Origin of the sequence: Caldicellulosiruptor naganoensis (assembly GCF_026914285.1) — a bacterium.
Taxonomy (GTDB): Bacteria; Bacillota; Thermoanaerobacteria; order Caldicellulosiruptorales; family Caldicellulosiruptoraceae; genus Caldicellulosiruptor; species Caldicellulosiruptor naganoensis.
The window spans coordinates 166542-181703 of record NZ_CP113864.1 but is presented as its reverse complement, the minus strand read 5'-3'; the positions used below and the strand labels follow the sequence as shown (position 1 = coordinate 181703).

Below are 15162 nucleotides of genomic sequence, written 5' to 3'. Positions count from 1 at the left end.
ATACCCATAGCTTATTTTGGGCAAACGTTTGCAATCTATATGAAATTATTTTAGCATACAAAACTCAAATTTTGTAGTGTCTTTTTCTGAAAAGCAAAGCGGCTCTGGCATATTTTGAAACATTCCTTCCCCAGAGCCGCACTTTTTAGGAATAGAATATTTAAAATCTTACACCTTAAGATACATTATTTTCCTGTTGTAGATTCTGTGAATTCTCTTTGATTTCTTCCTTCTTATCACTTTCCTTTGCAAGAAGTATTGAATTTAGTATCTCCTGCTTTATCTTTTTGACATTCTCATCCTCTGTCTCTTTTACCTTGAATTCAATACCAAGTTCTTTTGTCAAAAGCAAAGTCAGTAGCATTTCAAACGCATTGAAAGATGCAGAAGAAGCCTTCTCACCCATTGCAACAACTGTTTCAGGAACAATATCGATGCCAGTTTTCTCCAAAGCCTGAGTAAACTTGCCCATGACATCCTGCAGAACTTGATATTGCGGTCCGCCGTATGCCTTTACCTGCTCCTCGATTGCAATTGCCCGGCCAATACCAATTCGCGCTTCTTTCTCTGCTTCTGCCTCAGCCAATGCTTTTATCTTCTGAGCTTCTTGAAGTGACCTCTGATATTCTGCCTTTCCTTGGTTTGTCTGAATCTGAATGTTTATCTCAGACTCTGTCAAAAGTTTTTGCTGGGCAGCCCGAGCTTCTGCCTCTCTGAGCTCTCTTTCTTTTTCTGCTGCTTTTTGCTGGCGCGAATATGTTTCTATCTGCTCAAGGGCAATTTGCCTGTCGCGAAGCTGCTCTAAAATTGCGTCTATCTTGTTATCGTTTGGAGATGACATTGGCGTTCCAATTAAAACCTCTTCAAGTTCCAAGTTGTAATGAGCAAATCTCTCTTTCATCTCTTCAGATGCCATTTTCTGAATCTCATCTCTTTGCTGAATAAGCTCAATGAGAGTCTTTTTCTGCCCTATATTTTTAAAGTATGCAGATACCATCGGGTCAAGAGTCTGCTCAACAAGCATCTTCAAATCTCCAAATCTTTGGACAACCAAAGGAGCTTTCCTGTAGTCTATGTGAAGAACAACTGCCAATGGTAGCGACGGTTCAAACGCATCTTTTGTGATTAAACTTACTTCTTTGAGGTTTTCGTCATAGCGGTGCGTGCCTGTCTGGTTGCTTATCCATTTTAATATTATATTTGTCGTTGGTACTTTGACAATTTTTCCAGCATATGTGTTAAAAGCGTATTTGCCCGGCATTAGAGGATCTTTCCAAACGCCTCTGAAGCCTTTCTCAACAAGCTCACCATGTTTGTAATCTTCACCTGATGTGTTCTGCTCTTTTGGTCCAACATATGATACAACAACTCCAACATAACCAACCTCGACGACTGTCTTGTCAATAAGCTCAACTGTTGCAAAAAGGCGGTTTATAAAATAGGTGCCCTCAACAAGAACCTGAAGCTGCCTTCCTCTAAAACCACCTGCTTTTAAGAATTTTTCGGGGTCCTGGAAGTTGTTGTGATAAGTCTCAGGGTCAGATGGGTCATCGCCAACAGTTGGTGCAACAATATCACCACTTGGCAAAGACGGTCCATCATGTACTGTAACAATTCCCTCTTTGTCCTCTGTGATTATAATCGGTCGGAAGGCATTTCGCTGTCTTAAAATCTGTGCCATGTTATCTATCATTTCTTTTTCTTCTTTGTTGCCCATTGGAAGATAATAAATCTTGTCTTCTGTGAAGACAATGAACTGCGCAAGGTTAAAAGCATAAGTACCTTCACGCAAAATACCTCTTTGCGGACCTTTTGGACCACCGTTTTCCAAAAAAGCTCTCACATCCTGAAAGTTGTTGCACTCAGGGACGGCTTTACCCAGAGTTTGTGTCGGCTCAAGAGGCTTCCCATCACGTGCAAAGACGTAGCCTATCTGCCCTTGGGGAATTGTCACAAGCGGGACTACGTGGACCTTGTACATAAGAGGAGTTCTGAAGTGAATACCACCTCTTAACACCTCTGGCTGAAAACCTGCCTCACCTTTTAAGGCTATAATCTGTTCATTCAAAGAACCTCGGAATGACCACCACTTTTCAACAATTCCCACTTTGTCGTTTGGTATTATCCTAAGTCCTACGAGTTTTTAAGAAAAAATAAAGAATTGCTATACCAACAGCAAGCTCAATCAAAAAAGCCAACTTAAAACCCATCTCATTTCTTTAATTTTTTACCTTTTTTTCAAAGTCAGAATAAGCTAAAAAATTCTACAGCTTAGCCTTGCTAAAGCCTCAAAAATGCAAATCACATGCAGTTTAAAAACAACTTTTTTCCAACAGCTTTCGACAAAATTCGACCTAAAATTGAGATTCTGAGAATTGATTTTCATTGTTGTATAACATATTATCACAATGAGAAAATTTACACAACGGCTTTATGCTGGATGGAAAGATTTTTATAATTATAAACGGGGATAGGAGAATTGTGTTACGAAAAAAAAGCATGGAACCTTGCACCCTGCTTTTTCTCATTTATCTGATTTTCCCTTTATATAGAACATCAAGATCAATAGCCATTCCATGTGATTTATTGTCACTAAATCCTAAAGCATTTGAAACTATATGTTGAATAAAAGAATTTAAGCTAACTCCTTCATTTTTGGCTTCCTCTGACAGGCGCTTATTGAGCAACTTTGGAGTGCGCAAAACAAGTTTTCACTCTACTTTTCTTCTTTATATTCATCTGGCGGTGGAATTTGCATTCCTTTTTCTCCTGCTGTTTCAATCCAGCATTTGATTACATTTTAAGTTTCCCCAATGCTTTAATAGGTACCACAAAAGCATATTTTTTTAAAGTCTGCAGGATGTAAATAGTAGCAAAAATAAATTGAGGGGATTTTAGCATAATTTGCTAAAACCCCCTTTTGTTGTTCTGATACGAATTATTTGCTTTTTACCGGCAGGTTTTTGGTCTTAAGAGGATTTGCAATAATCCCCCACTTGCCGTTCTTTTTAACCCACGCAAGACCTTCTGAAAATTCTCTTACGCTTTCATATATTAAAGGCACAACTTCTTTACCAGTTTTGTCTACAAAACCCCACTTGCCTCCTCTATTTGCTATTGCCAACCCATCCTTAAAGCAACTTGCTAACCAATCATATATGAGAGGTACAACTACTTTTCCCTCTTTATTTATATAGCCTTTCTTTCCATCTTTATTTGCCAGTGCAAGTCCTTCATAAAAATCCCCTATCCAATCATATAAAAAAGGTACAACAACCTTACCTGTCTTGTCTACAACACCATATCTGCCATCTTTTTTTACTACTGCCAATTTATTGGAAAATCCTGCTACAGCCTCATATATTATGGGCACAACTATTTTGCCGGTCTTGTCTACAAACCCCCATTTTCTTCCCTTCTTCACATCTGCAAGCCCTTCGCAAAAAGACCCTACCAAATCATATGTTAAAGGTACAACTACTTTGCCCGTCTTGTCAACAAACCCCCACTTTCCTTCTTTAGCTACTGCCGCAAGCCCTTCGGAAATAAAACCAATCTCATCGTATATTAAAGGCACAACTTCTTTACCAGTTTTGTCTACTAAACCCCACTTGCCTCCTTTCTTAACCTTTGCAATCCCCTCAAGAAAATTATATTCTATCTCGTCATATATTATAGGCACCACAACTTTGCCTGTTTTGTCTATAAATCCCCACTTACCTTTTTTCTTTACCTTTGCAATCCCTTCAAGAAAATAGTCTATCTCATCATATACTATAGGTACAATCACTTTGCCTGTTTTGTCTACAAATCCCCACTTGCCTCCTTTATTTACTGCTAAAAGATCTTCTGAAAAAAATCTAATCTCATCATATACTATAGGTACAACCTCTTTACCTGCCTTGTCTATAACTCCACACTTACCACTTTTTTTTACTGCTACAAGTCCTTCATAAAAATCCGATACATCGTCATATATCAAAGGAACAATTTCGTTGCCTGTCTTGTCTATAATCCCCCACTTGTTTCCTTTTTTCACTCTCGCAAGTCCTTCAAAAAAACTAAATACATCATCAAATGTCAAAGGCACAACTACTTTTCCTGTCTTGTCTATAAAACCCCACTTGTTTTCTTTCTTTACCTTTGCAAGCCCTTCATGAAAATCCCATACTTCATCATATATAAAAGGCACAATAACTTTACCTCTCTTATCTACAAAACCCCACTTACCTCCTTTTTCCACTGCAGCAAACCCTTCGTGAAAATCTCTTACATCACCAAAATCAAACGACGGTTTTATCACATAAGTAACACTAACTTCATTCTTTGCACCAGCTGTAGGCAAAACACTCAAGCTTAAAAGTATAATAAGTATAACTGACAAAAGTCTTTTCATAATTTATTTCCCTCCAAATTTTTACTAAACTTTTTATGTTTCTTTAAAACCAGAGTTTGGAACCAAAGAAAATTAAAAATGTGCCTTTTTATATCTATAATAATACAACCATACAAAGTTGTCAATACCTACATTAATTTAAAAAAGCAGTACCGAAATCTTTTTCTTTTCATCTCATTTATTTAAATTCTTTTGATTTTTCAAAACCACCCATCATCCTTCTTGACAATTGTCTACTTCCTTGCTATATTTTTAGTAAACCATTTTTAAATAGAAAGTTTACTTTAAGGGGGCAAAAAATATGAAATATACAAAGAGCACATATACAACAAAAATGCTCGTTCTCTCTGCCCTTTTTGCAGCAGTAGTTGCTGCATGTAGCCAAATCTCTATTCCAAATCGGTCCTGTGCCGTTTACTATGCAAGTTTTTGCAATTTTCTTGGCAAGCTTAATTTTGCCACCAAAGTATGCTTTTTTAAGCCTTCTTGTCTATGACCTTTTAGGTGCTGTTGGGGTCCCTGTTTTTGCAGGATTTTCTGGTGGGCTCTCTAAGTTTGTTGGACCAACAGGTGGGTATTTAATAGCTTTTCCAATTGCTGCATTTGTAACAAGCTATATAAATACAAAAAAGCCAATAAAAAATGATATTATAAACGCAGCTTTTGCTCTCATTGTCGGTCTGTGCTTAATTTATACATTGGGATTTTTGTTTTTAGCAGCTGCTGCTCATCTTACTTTAAAAAAGGCTTTTTTGGTAGGTGTTGCACCATTTGTAATACCTGATATCATAAAGCTTGCAATTGCGTATCTTTTAGCTTCCTTTTTAAAAAGTCGTAAAGTGCTGAATATCGCATAGCCTCTTTTTGGTTTGCTATCATGTACTCCAAGGCACTTTTTTTACCCACCAGCACAACAAGCTCTTTTGCGCGCGTAACTGCTGTGTACAGAAGGTTTCTTGTCATTAAAATCGGGTAGGTCTCAACAACTGGCATTACAATGCACCTAAACTCAGACCCTTGGGATTTGTGAACTGTCATTGCATAAGAAAGTTCCAAGTCATCCAAGAGCGAAAAGTCGTAAAATACAAGCTTGTCATCGTCAAATACAATCTCCATTGCACCGCCTGCCCTGTCAATGTCCTTAATAACCCCAATATCGCCGTTGAATATCCCTGTTGAGACCTTACCTTTCTCCTCACCTTCAATAATTGTAAACTCAAGCGAGTAGTTGTTTTTAATCTGCATAACCTTGTCGCCAACTCTGAAGGTGTTCTCTTTGTACACAACCTCTTTTTTGGACCCATCTTTGGGATTTAAATATTGCTGAAGCACTTTGTTTATATTGTACATTCCAACAATTCCCTTTTTAGACGGGCATAAAACTTGAATATCTGTCAGTGGGTCGGCTGATAAGTAGTTTGGTAGCTTTTTTGTTACAAGTTCAACAATTGTTTTTAGTATTTCCTCCTGAGAATTTTTCTGAATAAAATAAAAATCGCTGTTTTTCTGAAGGTGCGGAAACTCTCCATTGTTTATCCTGTGTGCATTTAGAACTATAAAGCTATCTTCACTTTGCCTGTATACTTCAGTAAGCTTTACATATGGAACAACATCGCTTCTTATCAGGTCTTTTAAGATATTTCCTGCACCAACAGAAGGAAGCTGGTCTTTATCGCCAACTAAAACAAGTCCTGTTGTATCTTTTGTTGCAGAAAGAAGATAGTACATGATGTAGCTGTCTACCATGCTCATCTCATCAACTATAATGACATCACATCTCAAAGGATTATTGGGCCCTTTTTGAAAAAATACTTGAGAGTCTGTTACAGTCATTTCCAAAAGTCTGTGAATAGTCTTTGCCTCTTTCTGGCAGGCTGCTTGCATCCTCTTTGCTGCCCTTCCAGTTGGTGCGCAAAGAAAAACCTTCTTGCCTTCCTGTTCAAATATCTCTATTATACATTTTATAATCGTAGTCTTGCCTGTACCGGGCCCTCCTGTAATCAGACTTACACCTTGAGTTAGGGCCATCTTGATAGCTTTTTTTTGATTCTGAGAAAAAACTATATTGTTTTTCTTTTCAAACTCAAAAATCCTTTCATCTATGTCTAAAATGTCATCGTATTCTTTCACCATTGAGACAATTTTTTCTGCGATATACCTTTCGCACTCAAAAAATCCATATAAAAAACCATCTCAAGGCCGTCAATAGTATCAATAACAACTCTCTTTGCTTTTACAAGACTGTCAAGTGCTTCTTCTACCTTTTCTGTATCTTGTTCAAGCGCCTTTGAAACATGCAAAATAAGTTTTTCTTTTGGCAGGCATGTATGTCCTTCATTGTTGCTACCTATGTTTAAAAGATTTACAATCTTTGCTGAAATCCTTCTCATATCGTCAGGTGAAACTCCCAAGTCAAATGCAAGCCTGTCAACCTTTTTAAAGTCAAGCTCTGGAAATACATCAAGCAAAAATAGGGGTTGTCATAAAGTAGCCCCAAAGCTGAAAAACCATACAATTTAAAAAGTTTCATTGCATGGTTTTGTGAAAGTCCATACTGGGAAAATATTGTCATGATGTCTTTCAAAAACTTCTGGAATGAAAACATATTCTTTATCCTCTCAACTTTTTCAGGGATCATGCCCCGGATTGATAAAAGTTTTTCCGGCTCTTCCTGCAAAATTCTCATTGTATCATCGCCAAATGTATCAACAATCCTCTTTGCAGTCTTCTGCCCAATGCCTTTGATGACACCTGAAGAAAGGTAGAGGTAAATTTCATCCTTCGTCTCTGGCAAAAGCTTTTCAAGGTACGACACTTTAAGCTGCTGACCATAGATCGGGTGGACATAAAACTCTCCGTACACCTTTACCTTTTCACCAATTACAATGTCTGGTACAACTCCAACTGCTGTGAAAACCTCATCATCGCAGAGTATCTCAAACACTGTGTAGTTGCTTTCTAAGTTTCTATATATAATATCGCTTACCATACCTTTTATGTGTTGAAGCATCTTATATAAATCCTCTCTTACTGCAAGAATTTTTCTTTATTTTGCTACATTATATCTTACTCCAAACCAAAAACATTCTCAAGTTCACACTCTTCTTTGATAGTGTCAAGAGTTTGTAGGGAAATTTTTTATTAAAACACGACTGCATTTAAGAAATCTCCAGTACTTAGCCCTTTCAGTACTCTAAACGTCAAATCAACTTTTCCTCTTGCTAAAATTGGTACATTATTCCTCGTCTCCTCAATCTGTTTCTTTATCTTCTTAACATTTTTTCTTACAATTTCTTTTAATATTTTTTCTTCATTCTCTTCATTGCTACAAATTTCTTTTAAATATGCTTCTTTCAAGTTTACACCATTATACTTAAAACTCAATATCTTTACCATCACTTCTGCTCCTTGTTTGCTCCATCCTCTTGGGTTTGAACTCATCCTATCTGATAATAGATGGCTCACATGTTCTTTTGCACTGTATTCCTTTGTATTAACATTTGCTGCTTTTAATACTATATTATCCCAAAAACGCAAGGGGTTAAAATAAAATTGTGCATGACATATACCTGATATATTATAGTGTTATAAGGGAGGTTGGCTCAAAGGATAAAAATACCTGTGAAACTGTTAAAAATATAGCCATAGAAAAAGTATTAGACCAACATTGTCATTAGCAAGATTTTTCTTGTTCAGCTTTAAAAAAATTGTTGGAAGAACTACTTGAGAGGTAATCAGAAGTAAAATACTCAAAATCAATAAAAAATTTACTGCCGTTTTTCTTATCAAGTTAAAAGATTCACTTTCATCAATTTAAAGATTTTTCTTTTTCAAGACAATCGCAAAAATTTCACCATTATCAATAGTCTTTATATTAAAAAAATACTTCTTAGCAATCATTTTGATGAAATAAGTATTAGGAAGAAAATGATTATTCACGGGAGCAGGCAAACTTTTGTGAAGTTGATTAATAGCCTTTCTTGACTGTGAATGAGCAATTAAAAGAATTCCACCATTTTTGAGCATTTTATGTAGCTGTTTTAAAACCTTTTTCTTATCTTCAAAATGTGGAAATACCGAATAACAGATTATGTAATCAAAATAGTTTTTGAAAGTCAATAAATTGACATCTTCAACTATAAACTCAACATTTGGAAAATCCTTAAATTTACTCTTAGCTATGTCTATCATCTTTTCTGAAAAATCCACACCAAAAACTTTACCTTCACTTCCAACCCTTTTTAACAAATGCTCTGTCAAAACACCTGTACCACAACCCACATCTAAAATATATGAACCTTTTTTAATTTTTAGAAGACCTAATAAAAACTCTATCTTGTCAATATCATGCTTTATAAGTACATCCCATTTATCTGCTAAACTGTTAAAATATTCTTTTGTATTCAAAATAGAAGGCCTCCCCCTGTAGACTTTTAATCTTATTTAAATTTCTGTCTATTATTTTCGCACATTTTTTAGCTGTAGTAAATATCTTTGCACTATGGGAAAAATTAGATTTATTTTTAATCTGACTTTTGCAGAAAGTTGAAATAAAATTAGTTTACAATCTCATGATAAATATTGTAGACAGTTTGAGTTTTGGTTAAAAAGCTATACTAAAGTTATTCTTAGTTTTTTCAACAATTCCATTTATTTAAACTCTCTACATGAAGAAAATAAAATTTATGCAATTTACCTATTACGTTTTTTTTGATATAAGTATTTATAGCTATTTTATCCATTGAAAGGAGTTGATAACTATCATTATGCTTAACACCTCTTAAATACTTTAATCCTATTTATTTTGTTAGGAGGTTTTAACTTGTTGCACAAACACAAGAAGCTTTTTTTACTGTCAGGTGCTATCTTTGCAATATTATCATCAATACTTGCTGCTAATCTCTACATGAGTAATAATCCTTCTACCCAAAACCCTCAACAAGCCCTTAAAAAGCAAATTATTCCATGGAGCTACAAAAAACTTGGTATCACAAAAATATGGAAACTTACAAGAGGCAAAAATGTAAAAATTGCTATTCTGGATTCTGGTATTGACCTGAATCATCCTGATTTAAAAGGTGCAAATATCATCAAAACTATTAACTTTATAGAACCAAACAAACCTGCCGTGGATGAAACAGGACACGGAACTTTTATCGCTGGTATAATCGCAGCTCAAAATAATAACTTTGGTATTGTTGGCATTGCACCTGAAGCTGAAATCTACATCTTAAAAATCTTAAATAAAAAACTTGAAGGAAAAGTTGACCTCGTTGTACGTGCTCTTGATTTTTGTATAAAAAACAAGATTAACATTGTAAACATGAGTTTTTCCACCTCATCTGATAATCCAAAACTCTGAAAAGCTGTTTTAAAAGCAACAAAACATGGAATAATCATTGTTGCCTCGGCAAGAAATTCATTTGGTTCAAAAGCAGGCTTTCCTGCATCATACAATGAGGTTATTTCTGTTGCTTCTGTCAACTACAAAAACCAAATATCGCAGTTTTCTTCTCAAGGCAAAATTGATTTTTGCTCTTATGGTGAAAATATTTTGTCCACAGCTCCAAACAATAGCTACAAACTCTCAAGCGGAAACTCTGTTGCTGCTGCACACCTGACAGCAATTATCGCTCTTATCTTAAGCAAACCAGAAAAGTGGGGCTTGCCACCTAAACACAGCATAAACAAAGATAAAATCTATAATCTACTCCTAAAACTTTCTGAAGACCTCGGTGAAAAAGGTAAAGATAATATATTTGGCTTTGGTCTTGTGAGATTCAAATTTTCTTATCAATTCTGTCAGCTTTGCAAAGCCAAGATATGATGTTTGGAAAGACAAAATAAAGGTCTATGATGTTGACAAAAAAATTAAAGCAGCAGAAGCTGAGTATGAAGGATACAAGTATATTGCTACGCTTGACAAAGATACAAATGAGATAAAATTAAAAGTTAAGCCAATCAAAAATAAAAAGTTTGATAAAAGTTTAGACACATCAATCCCAGAAGAAAAAACTTTTCTGTAAAAGTAGAATACTTTGATGGTGAGAATTTAAAAGCAAAATTGATTGATAAAAAAATAAAGGAAGAGTATAATATTGGTGATTCTGATACTGTCTCGGCACAGTTTGCTATAGCTTTGCCTATTGCATTGGGATTAAGTGAGGCATTAATTTCTGCTCTTTTAGCAATCTTACATGCAATAGTAATTGGTGGAGTAACATGTGTAATTGTTACAGATATAATCGAAAAGATTAAAAACAGCAGTTATGACTATTATGAAGCATATATATACAATGGAAACGTGTATATTGGTAGAGCTATAGATTTTTTTACAGCATAAGAAAGAGTTCAAGCAGCTGATTTTGAAAGAGATGATAATAAGGCTAAATTTAATTACAATGTCTTTTGCAAAAATTATGCACTTGCAGAAAAATTAGCACTAACTGCCACACGTGTGTATGGTATGATAGAATATCATTCAGCTCACAAAGAATCTCCCAATTATTATCCTCATTTTCATACGGTAATTAGCAATCAGTGGATAAAAATACTTGGTTCTGCTCATATATTCCACCCATAGATTAATTAAAACCAACCGAATAGCGGCACCTATTTTTATATTTTAAGCACTACTTAAAATTTTATTTTTTTAAAATAGGTGCCTCTATGCCAATATACTGAATATTATAAGGAGGTTAACCAATTGAAGAAAATTTGCTTATTTGATAGTTTAAAAGAATATTTATCAAATTATAATACTAGAGAATTTTCAAACTTTTGTCTTTACAAAAATAATAAAATTTTTTGTTGGACTTATAAACATCCATTTAAATTATATCAGACGGGAGTATTTTATATTGATACTAAAAAATATAAATCTAAATATTTTAAAGTTTCCAATGATGTTAAAATTTTATATAATGATATGTGCGAAGATATATTTACAATTCATAGCTCTTTTACTTCTTGTCTCAAACTCCATATAAAAAAACTGAACTCTGAGTTAGAAGAAGAGGATATAATAGACATTCCTCTCCTTTTAGAATTGGAAGACTTTGATAACAGGCTTTTTTGTAAAACTAAATATTCAATACATGCAAAATTATTAGATAAAAGATATATCTTCGTAAAATTATTTCCATATCTTGACAAAAAAGGCCAATTAGAAAGGTTTGACCCATTGTTTATTTTTATTGACATTATAGCAAAAAAATATTATCTATTGTCTTCTCGATTATCAAAAAAAATAAAAAATATCGACGTGGTCCAAGTACATTTGTTTGATTCGAAATACTTATTTTTCGAAATTAGCAACCTTGGAAATTCCGAAAAACATGATCTCCTTGTCAATAATAAAGAAAGAAGTGATATTGTTTCAACCGATCATTTTTCTCAAAAACACATAATATATCCTATTGAACAATTAAAAGTTGATATTTTAAAAGATACAGTAGACTTCGAAAAATACACTTTTACCTGTACTCAATTCGATGCTGTCTTACCCTTTTATTTCATTGAGAATGATAACTATTATTATCTTAAAACATATGTTAATGAAAATAAATCTGAATTTTACAAAATTAATCTTCTTGATAAGAATAATTCTTCACATCTTATTTGTACAATCAGAGAAAAAATATTAGAAAATTCTATTTATGCTAATTACAAAATTATTAAAGTAAAGAAGATTGATAAAAAAGATGTTCTTTACATTGCAAGAGAAATACTTGAAAATCAAGAAATAAGTATTATAGAAGCTCTCTATTTAGGAGAAAAAATAGTTACTAAGAATTACAACACATTTAAGTTTAACAAAAAAGAAAGATGTATAGATATTTGTGAAAGTGATGGCTACCTTGTAACAATGGAATATTTGAAATCTAATAACACCATTTTTAAGTTTTTTTCTCTTTATGATAAAAGATTACTATTACAAACCGAACCTTGTTCAAATATTTTATATTTTAATAATCCTTTGAATAATGAGGAAATTTTGGTTGTACCATATTGATATAGAATTTTTAATCATTAATATTTTTTGAACTACAGGCATTTTCTAGTTGCCAAAAGAGTTTGGGACAATAATAAAAATAATGTATGCAAAACAAACTTGTTACGTCAAAAAGTCAAAAATAGAAATATTAATTGAGGTGTAAAAAGACATATTCATTTGATACTGGTAAGCTTGCGTATGAATTCAGTACAAAATATCCTCTTTTTGAGCCCTTTTTTCTTTTAGTTAAAAAGAGTGAATTCAAAGATAAACTATTTCTTGACTTTGTCAGTTTGAAACTCAAAAAGCTTGGGGGGACTGGGATTAACAAAATATGGACCTCAATTTTGTCACTACATCATTTGCTAATACCAATAAATTCTAAGCCTTTCTCATATGTGATGAAATTTTTTGGCCCCCTTATCTTCATCACATTCAGTATATCTCCAGCTCCTCCTTCTGTCCTTTGCTTTATCAAATATTTCTTCCCTTTTATCTCTATTTCAATAAAATTCATTTGAATTTATTGCTTCCATTATTCCCTTCACTACTTATTCCTTTACCTTTTTTCCTCAAAATATATTCCAATGTCCTCTGTAATAAAAATGCCAAAAAACATATCAGGGAGTTAAAATAAAATTGTGTCCACTGTATAATTAGTGTTGAAATAATCACCAAAGGGGGCTCACGATTATGGAGAAAAATGAAATTTTTGAAACCGCTAAAAATATGGCTATCGAGCAAGTATTAAATATGTATTGCTTCCTGTGATGATCCTACTCGCCCAGCTTTAAAACAGCTTTTGGAAAACTTGCTCGATTGCTTTATGTTATCAGAAAGAACTGTTTACCTTGCGAAAAACAAAAACGATAAGGGCAATGGCTTCTATTGAAGTAAAACTTGCAACACCTGCCTTGTGTCTTGAAATTTCTGTTCCTCGTACACGCCCTTAGAACTTTCGACCTTCTATTCTCTTCTTTTCGCTACAAAAGGGTTGACAGCTCAACTACTTCCCTGCTTATGTCACAAGTATGTCAACGGTTACTCTTGAGCGTTCTCTTGTCCAAACTCTTAAAAGCATGAATCTGCCTTATTCTGAAGACGAAATCGAAAAAATCTAAAACGATCTTAAAAACGAGCTTCAACTTTTCAAACAAAGAGAACTTCGATGGTTGTGCTTTTGCTCTTATCATTGACGGTTATTCAAAAGCGAAATTAAAGATAACTCAAAAGTTAAACAAGCTACTTGCTATGTTGTCCTCGGTATTGATTTAGAAGGCAAAAAAGATATCTTCGGTATTCTGTCCTTTCTTCGGCAAAGAAAACAAAGCCGATTGGATGAGAGTCTTTGACGACTTAATTACAAGAGGTCTTAAAAAAGTCTTAATAGTTGTAAGCAATAATTTCCCAGGCATAATCGATGCTGCTCGGCTCGCTTATCCCCTTGCCGACCATAAAGCTTTTTTTGTTCACCTTCAACGCAACGTTAGAAAAAAATAGACTTGATATGATGCTTCTGTTTTCAACAAAGAACTTGATAAATTAAGAACTTCCTCTTCTTACTTTGATGAAGCAGTTTTAAAGTTTAAAGAACTTTGTAATCAATATTTCTCAAAATACCCCAGATTCATAAAGGGTATTTCCAAAAAAGCAGAGTTCTATCTTGCACATATGAAGTATCCTGAAGATTTAAGAAAGCATATCTATACTACCAATGCAGTAGAAAGTGTTAACAGTATGATTGAAAAGATAAGAATAAACTCCGGTGGTTATTTTCAATCTGTAGAAGTTTTAAAGATAAACATATATTTACAAAGAGAAAACTTGCGTCGGGGCAAGTGGAAAAACAGAATACCTATTCTTAAAAAATGTAGTTACAATATATTACAGCTCTACAATATGCGCTATTGACGTGGAAACACAAAATTCTTGACAAGTCTCTACTAAAATTTTTAAGTTCATCGGCTCTACAACTCTCAAAGTATATTGTCGTCACGTCATAAAAACTACATCAACTACCATCTTAAATAAATCCCTATTTTTCTGATACAGATACGTCTCTAAATCCTCTTTTATACTGTCAAGAAAATCTAAACACCTGTACAACTGATTTAAATCTATATCCTCTTCAAATCCAAAATATTTATTTCTCTGATGATAAGTTCTTAGTTTGCTCATAGGTTCTATCAATCTCTGTATGGTCATTAAAAAACTTACTTTGTCTACATCAAATTTTATCTTTCTCCCTTTTGTTGCTTTCTCTTTTGAAAACTTATCTATTTCAAGTTCTTCCCATAACTTTCTGAATACAATGTATCCCCAATTTTTTATAACTGCATCCGATACATCCTCTTTCAGATTCAATAGTAACAGCTTTTGTATTTCCAGTAGTTGTTTTTTCAACAATGTCGGATAGTTTTTTTACAATGTTTTTAAAAGCAGGATCACTTTTGAAAAGATCAAGTCTGCCAAAATTAAATAACACTCTTTGTTTTTCCTTGGCATTTTCACGATAGTTTTCGACTAATCTAACATACTGGTAACCGCCAGCATTAGTTATTTTGACAAACATATGGTAACTCCTCAAGGGTATTTTGAGTAGTTGTACCACAAAATATTCAAAATGTCAAGTATTTATAGCACATTTCAGACTATAATTTGTCACTACAATTTTTAAAATTTTTTATTTTTCTATTCTCAAAACCCGCATAAATTAAGACTTTGTTATTTTTTGTTAGCTCAAAAACTCCTCCTAACTGACAAAGTCAAG

At 33.7% G+C, this 15162-nt stretch carries 5 protein-coding genes and 8 pseudogenes; 5 read left to right on the top strand and 8 right to left on the bottom strand.

The window, feature by feature from the left end; genetic code table 11:
- Window positions 1–175: 175 nt before the first annotated feature.
- The 3 genes from OTJ99_RS00855 to OTJ99_RS00845 all read right to left on the bottom strand — a co-directional run bounded on the left by OTJ99_RS00855 (window position 176) and on the right by OTJ99_RS00845 (window position 4396).
- Complete coding sequence (locus OTJ99_RS00855) at window positions 176–2107, bottom strand: SPFH domain-containing protein (RefSeq protein ID WP_408612524.1); 1932 nt, start codon at window positions 2105–2107, stop codon at window positions 176–178.
- Between the two features lie 421 nt (window positions 2108–2528).
- Window positions 2529–2687, bottom strand: a complete 159-nt coding sequence (locus OTJ99_RS00850) for a toxin-antitoxin system HicB family antitoxin (protein WP_235374545.1) — start codon at window positions 2685–2687, stop codon at window positions 2529–2531.
- Between the two features lie 251 nt (window positions 2688–2938).
- Entirely contained in the window at window positions 2939–4396 is a 1458-nt protein-coding gene (locus OTJ99_RS00845) for a WG repeat-containing protein (protein ID WP_052671454.1), read from the bottom strand.
- Window positions 4397–4697: 301 nt separating this feature from the next.
- Between OTJ99_RS00845 and OTJ99_RS00840 the strand changes: the two are divergent.
- Window positions 4698–5253, top strand: a pseudogene (locus OTJ99_RS00840) (biotin transporter BioY).
- On the opposite strand, the pseudogene recD2 reads toward OTJ99_RS00840, so the two are convergent.
- The 3 genes and pseudogenes from recD2 to OTJ99_RS00820 form a co-directional block, all read right to left on the bottom strand.
- Window positions 5183–7406: pseudogene (gene recD2 / locus OTJ99_RS12420) on the bottom strand (SF1B family DNA helicase RecD2). The pseudogenes OTJ99_RS00840 and recD2 overlap by 71 nt on opposite strands.
- 131 nt (window positions 7407–7537) lie before the next feature.
- Window positions 7538–7924: pseudogene (locus tag OTJ99_RS00825) on the bottom strand (UPF0236 family transposase-like protein); the annotation flags it as partial.
- Between the two features lie 285 nt (window positions 7925–8209).
- Window positions 8210–8803 carry a class I SAM-dependent methyltransferase gene (locus tag OTJ99_RS00820; RefSeq protein WP_045164518.1) on the bottom strand — a complete coding sequence of 198 codons (594 nt, stop codon included), beginning with the start codon at window positions 8801–8803 and terminating at the stop codon, window positions 8210–8212.
- A gap of 499 nt (window positions 8804–9302) precedes the next feature.
- Between OTJ99_RS00820 and OTJ99_RS00815 the strand changes: the two are divergent.
- The 3 genes and pseudogenes from OTJ99_RS00815 to OTJ99_RS00805 all read left to right on the top strand — a co-directional run bounded on the left by OTJ99_RS00815 (window position 9303) and on the right by OTJ99_RS00805 (window position 12410).
- A pseudogene (locus tag OTJ99_RS00815) lies at window positions 9303–10223 on the top strand (S8 family peptidase).
- Window positions 10189–10979, top strand: a pseudogene (locus tag OTJ99_RS12930) (hypothetical protein); the annotation flags it as partial. The pseudogenes OTJ99_RS00815 and OTJ99_RS12930, both read left to right, overlap by 35 nt.
- A 123-nt stretch (window positions 10980–11102) precedes the next feature.
- A complete protein-coding gene (locus OTJ99_RS00805; protein ID WP_045164519.1) occupies window positions 11103–12410 on the top strand; it encodes a hypothetical protein in 1308 nt (435 codons plus the stop codon).
- A 340-nt stretch (window positions 12411–12750) separates the two neighbouring features.
- Here OTJ99_RS00805 and OTJ99_RS00800 read toward each other — a convergent pair.
- Window positions 12751–13016: pseudogene (locus OTJ99_RS00800) on the bottom strand (IS1634 family transposase); the annotation flags it as partial.
- A gap of 69 nt (window positions 13017–13085) precedes the next feature.
- Between OTJ99_RS00800 and OTJ99_RS00795 the strand changes: the two are divergent.
- Window positions 13086–14325 (top strand): annotated as a pseudogene (locus OTJ99_RS00795) (IS256 family transposase).
- 12 nt (window positions 14326–14337) lie between these two features.
- On the opposite strand, the pseudogene OTJ99_RS00790 reads toward OTJ99_RS00795, so the two are convergent.
- A pseudogene (locus tag OTJ99_RS00790) lies at window positions 14338–14964 on the bottom strand (IS1634 family transposase); the annotation flags it as partial.
- Between the last annotated feature and the right edge of the window lie 198 nt (window positions 14965–15162).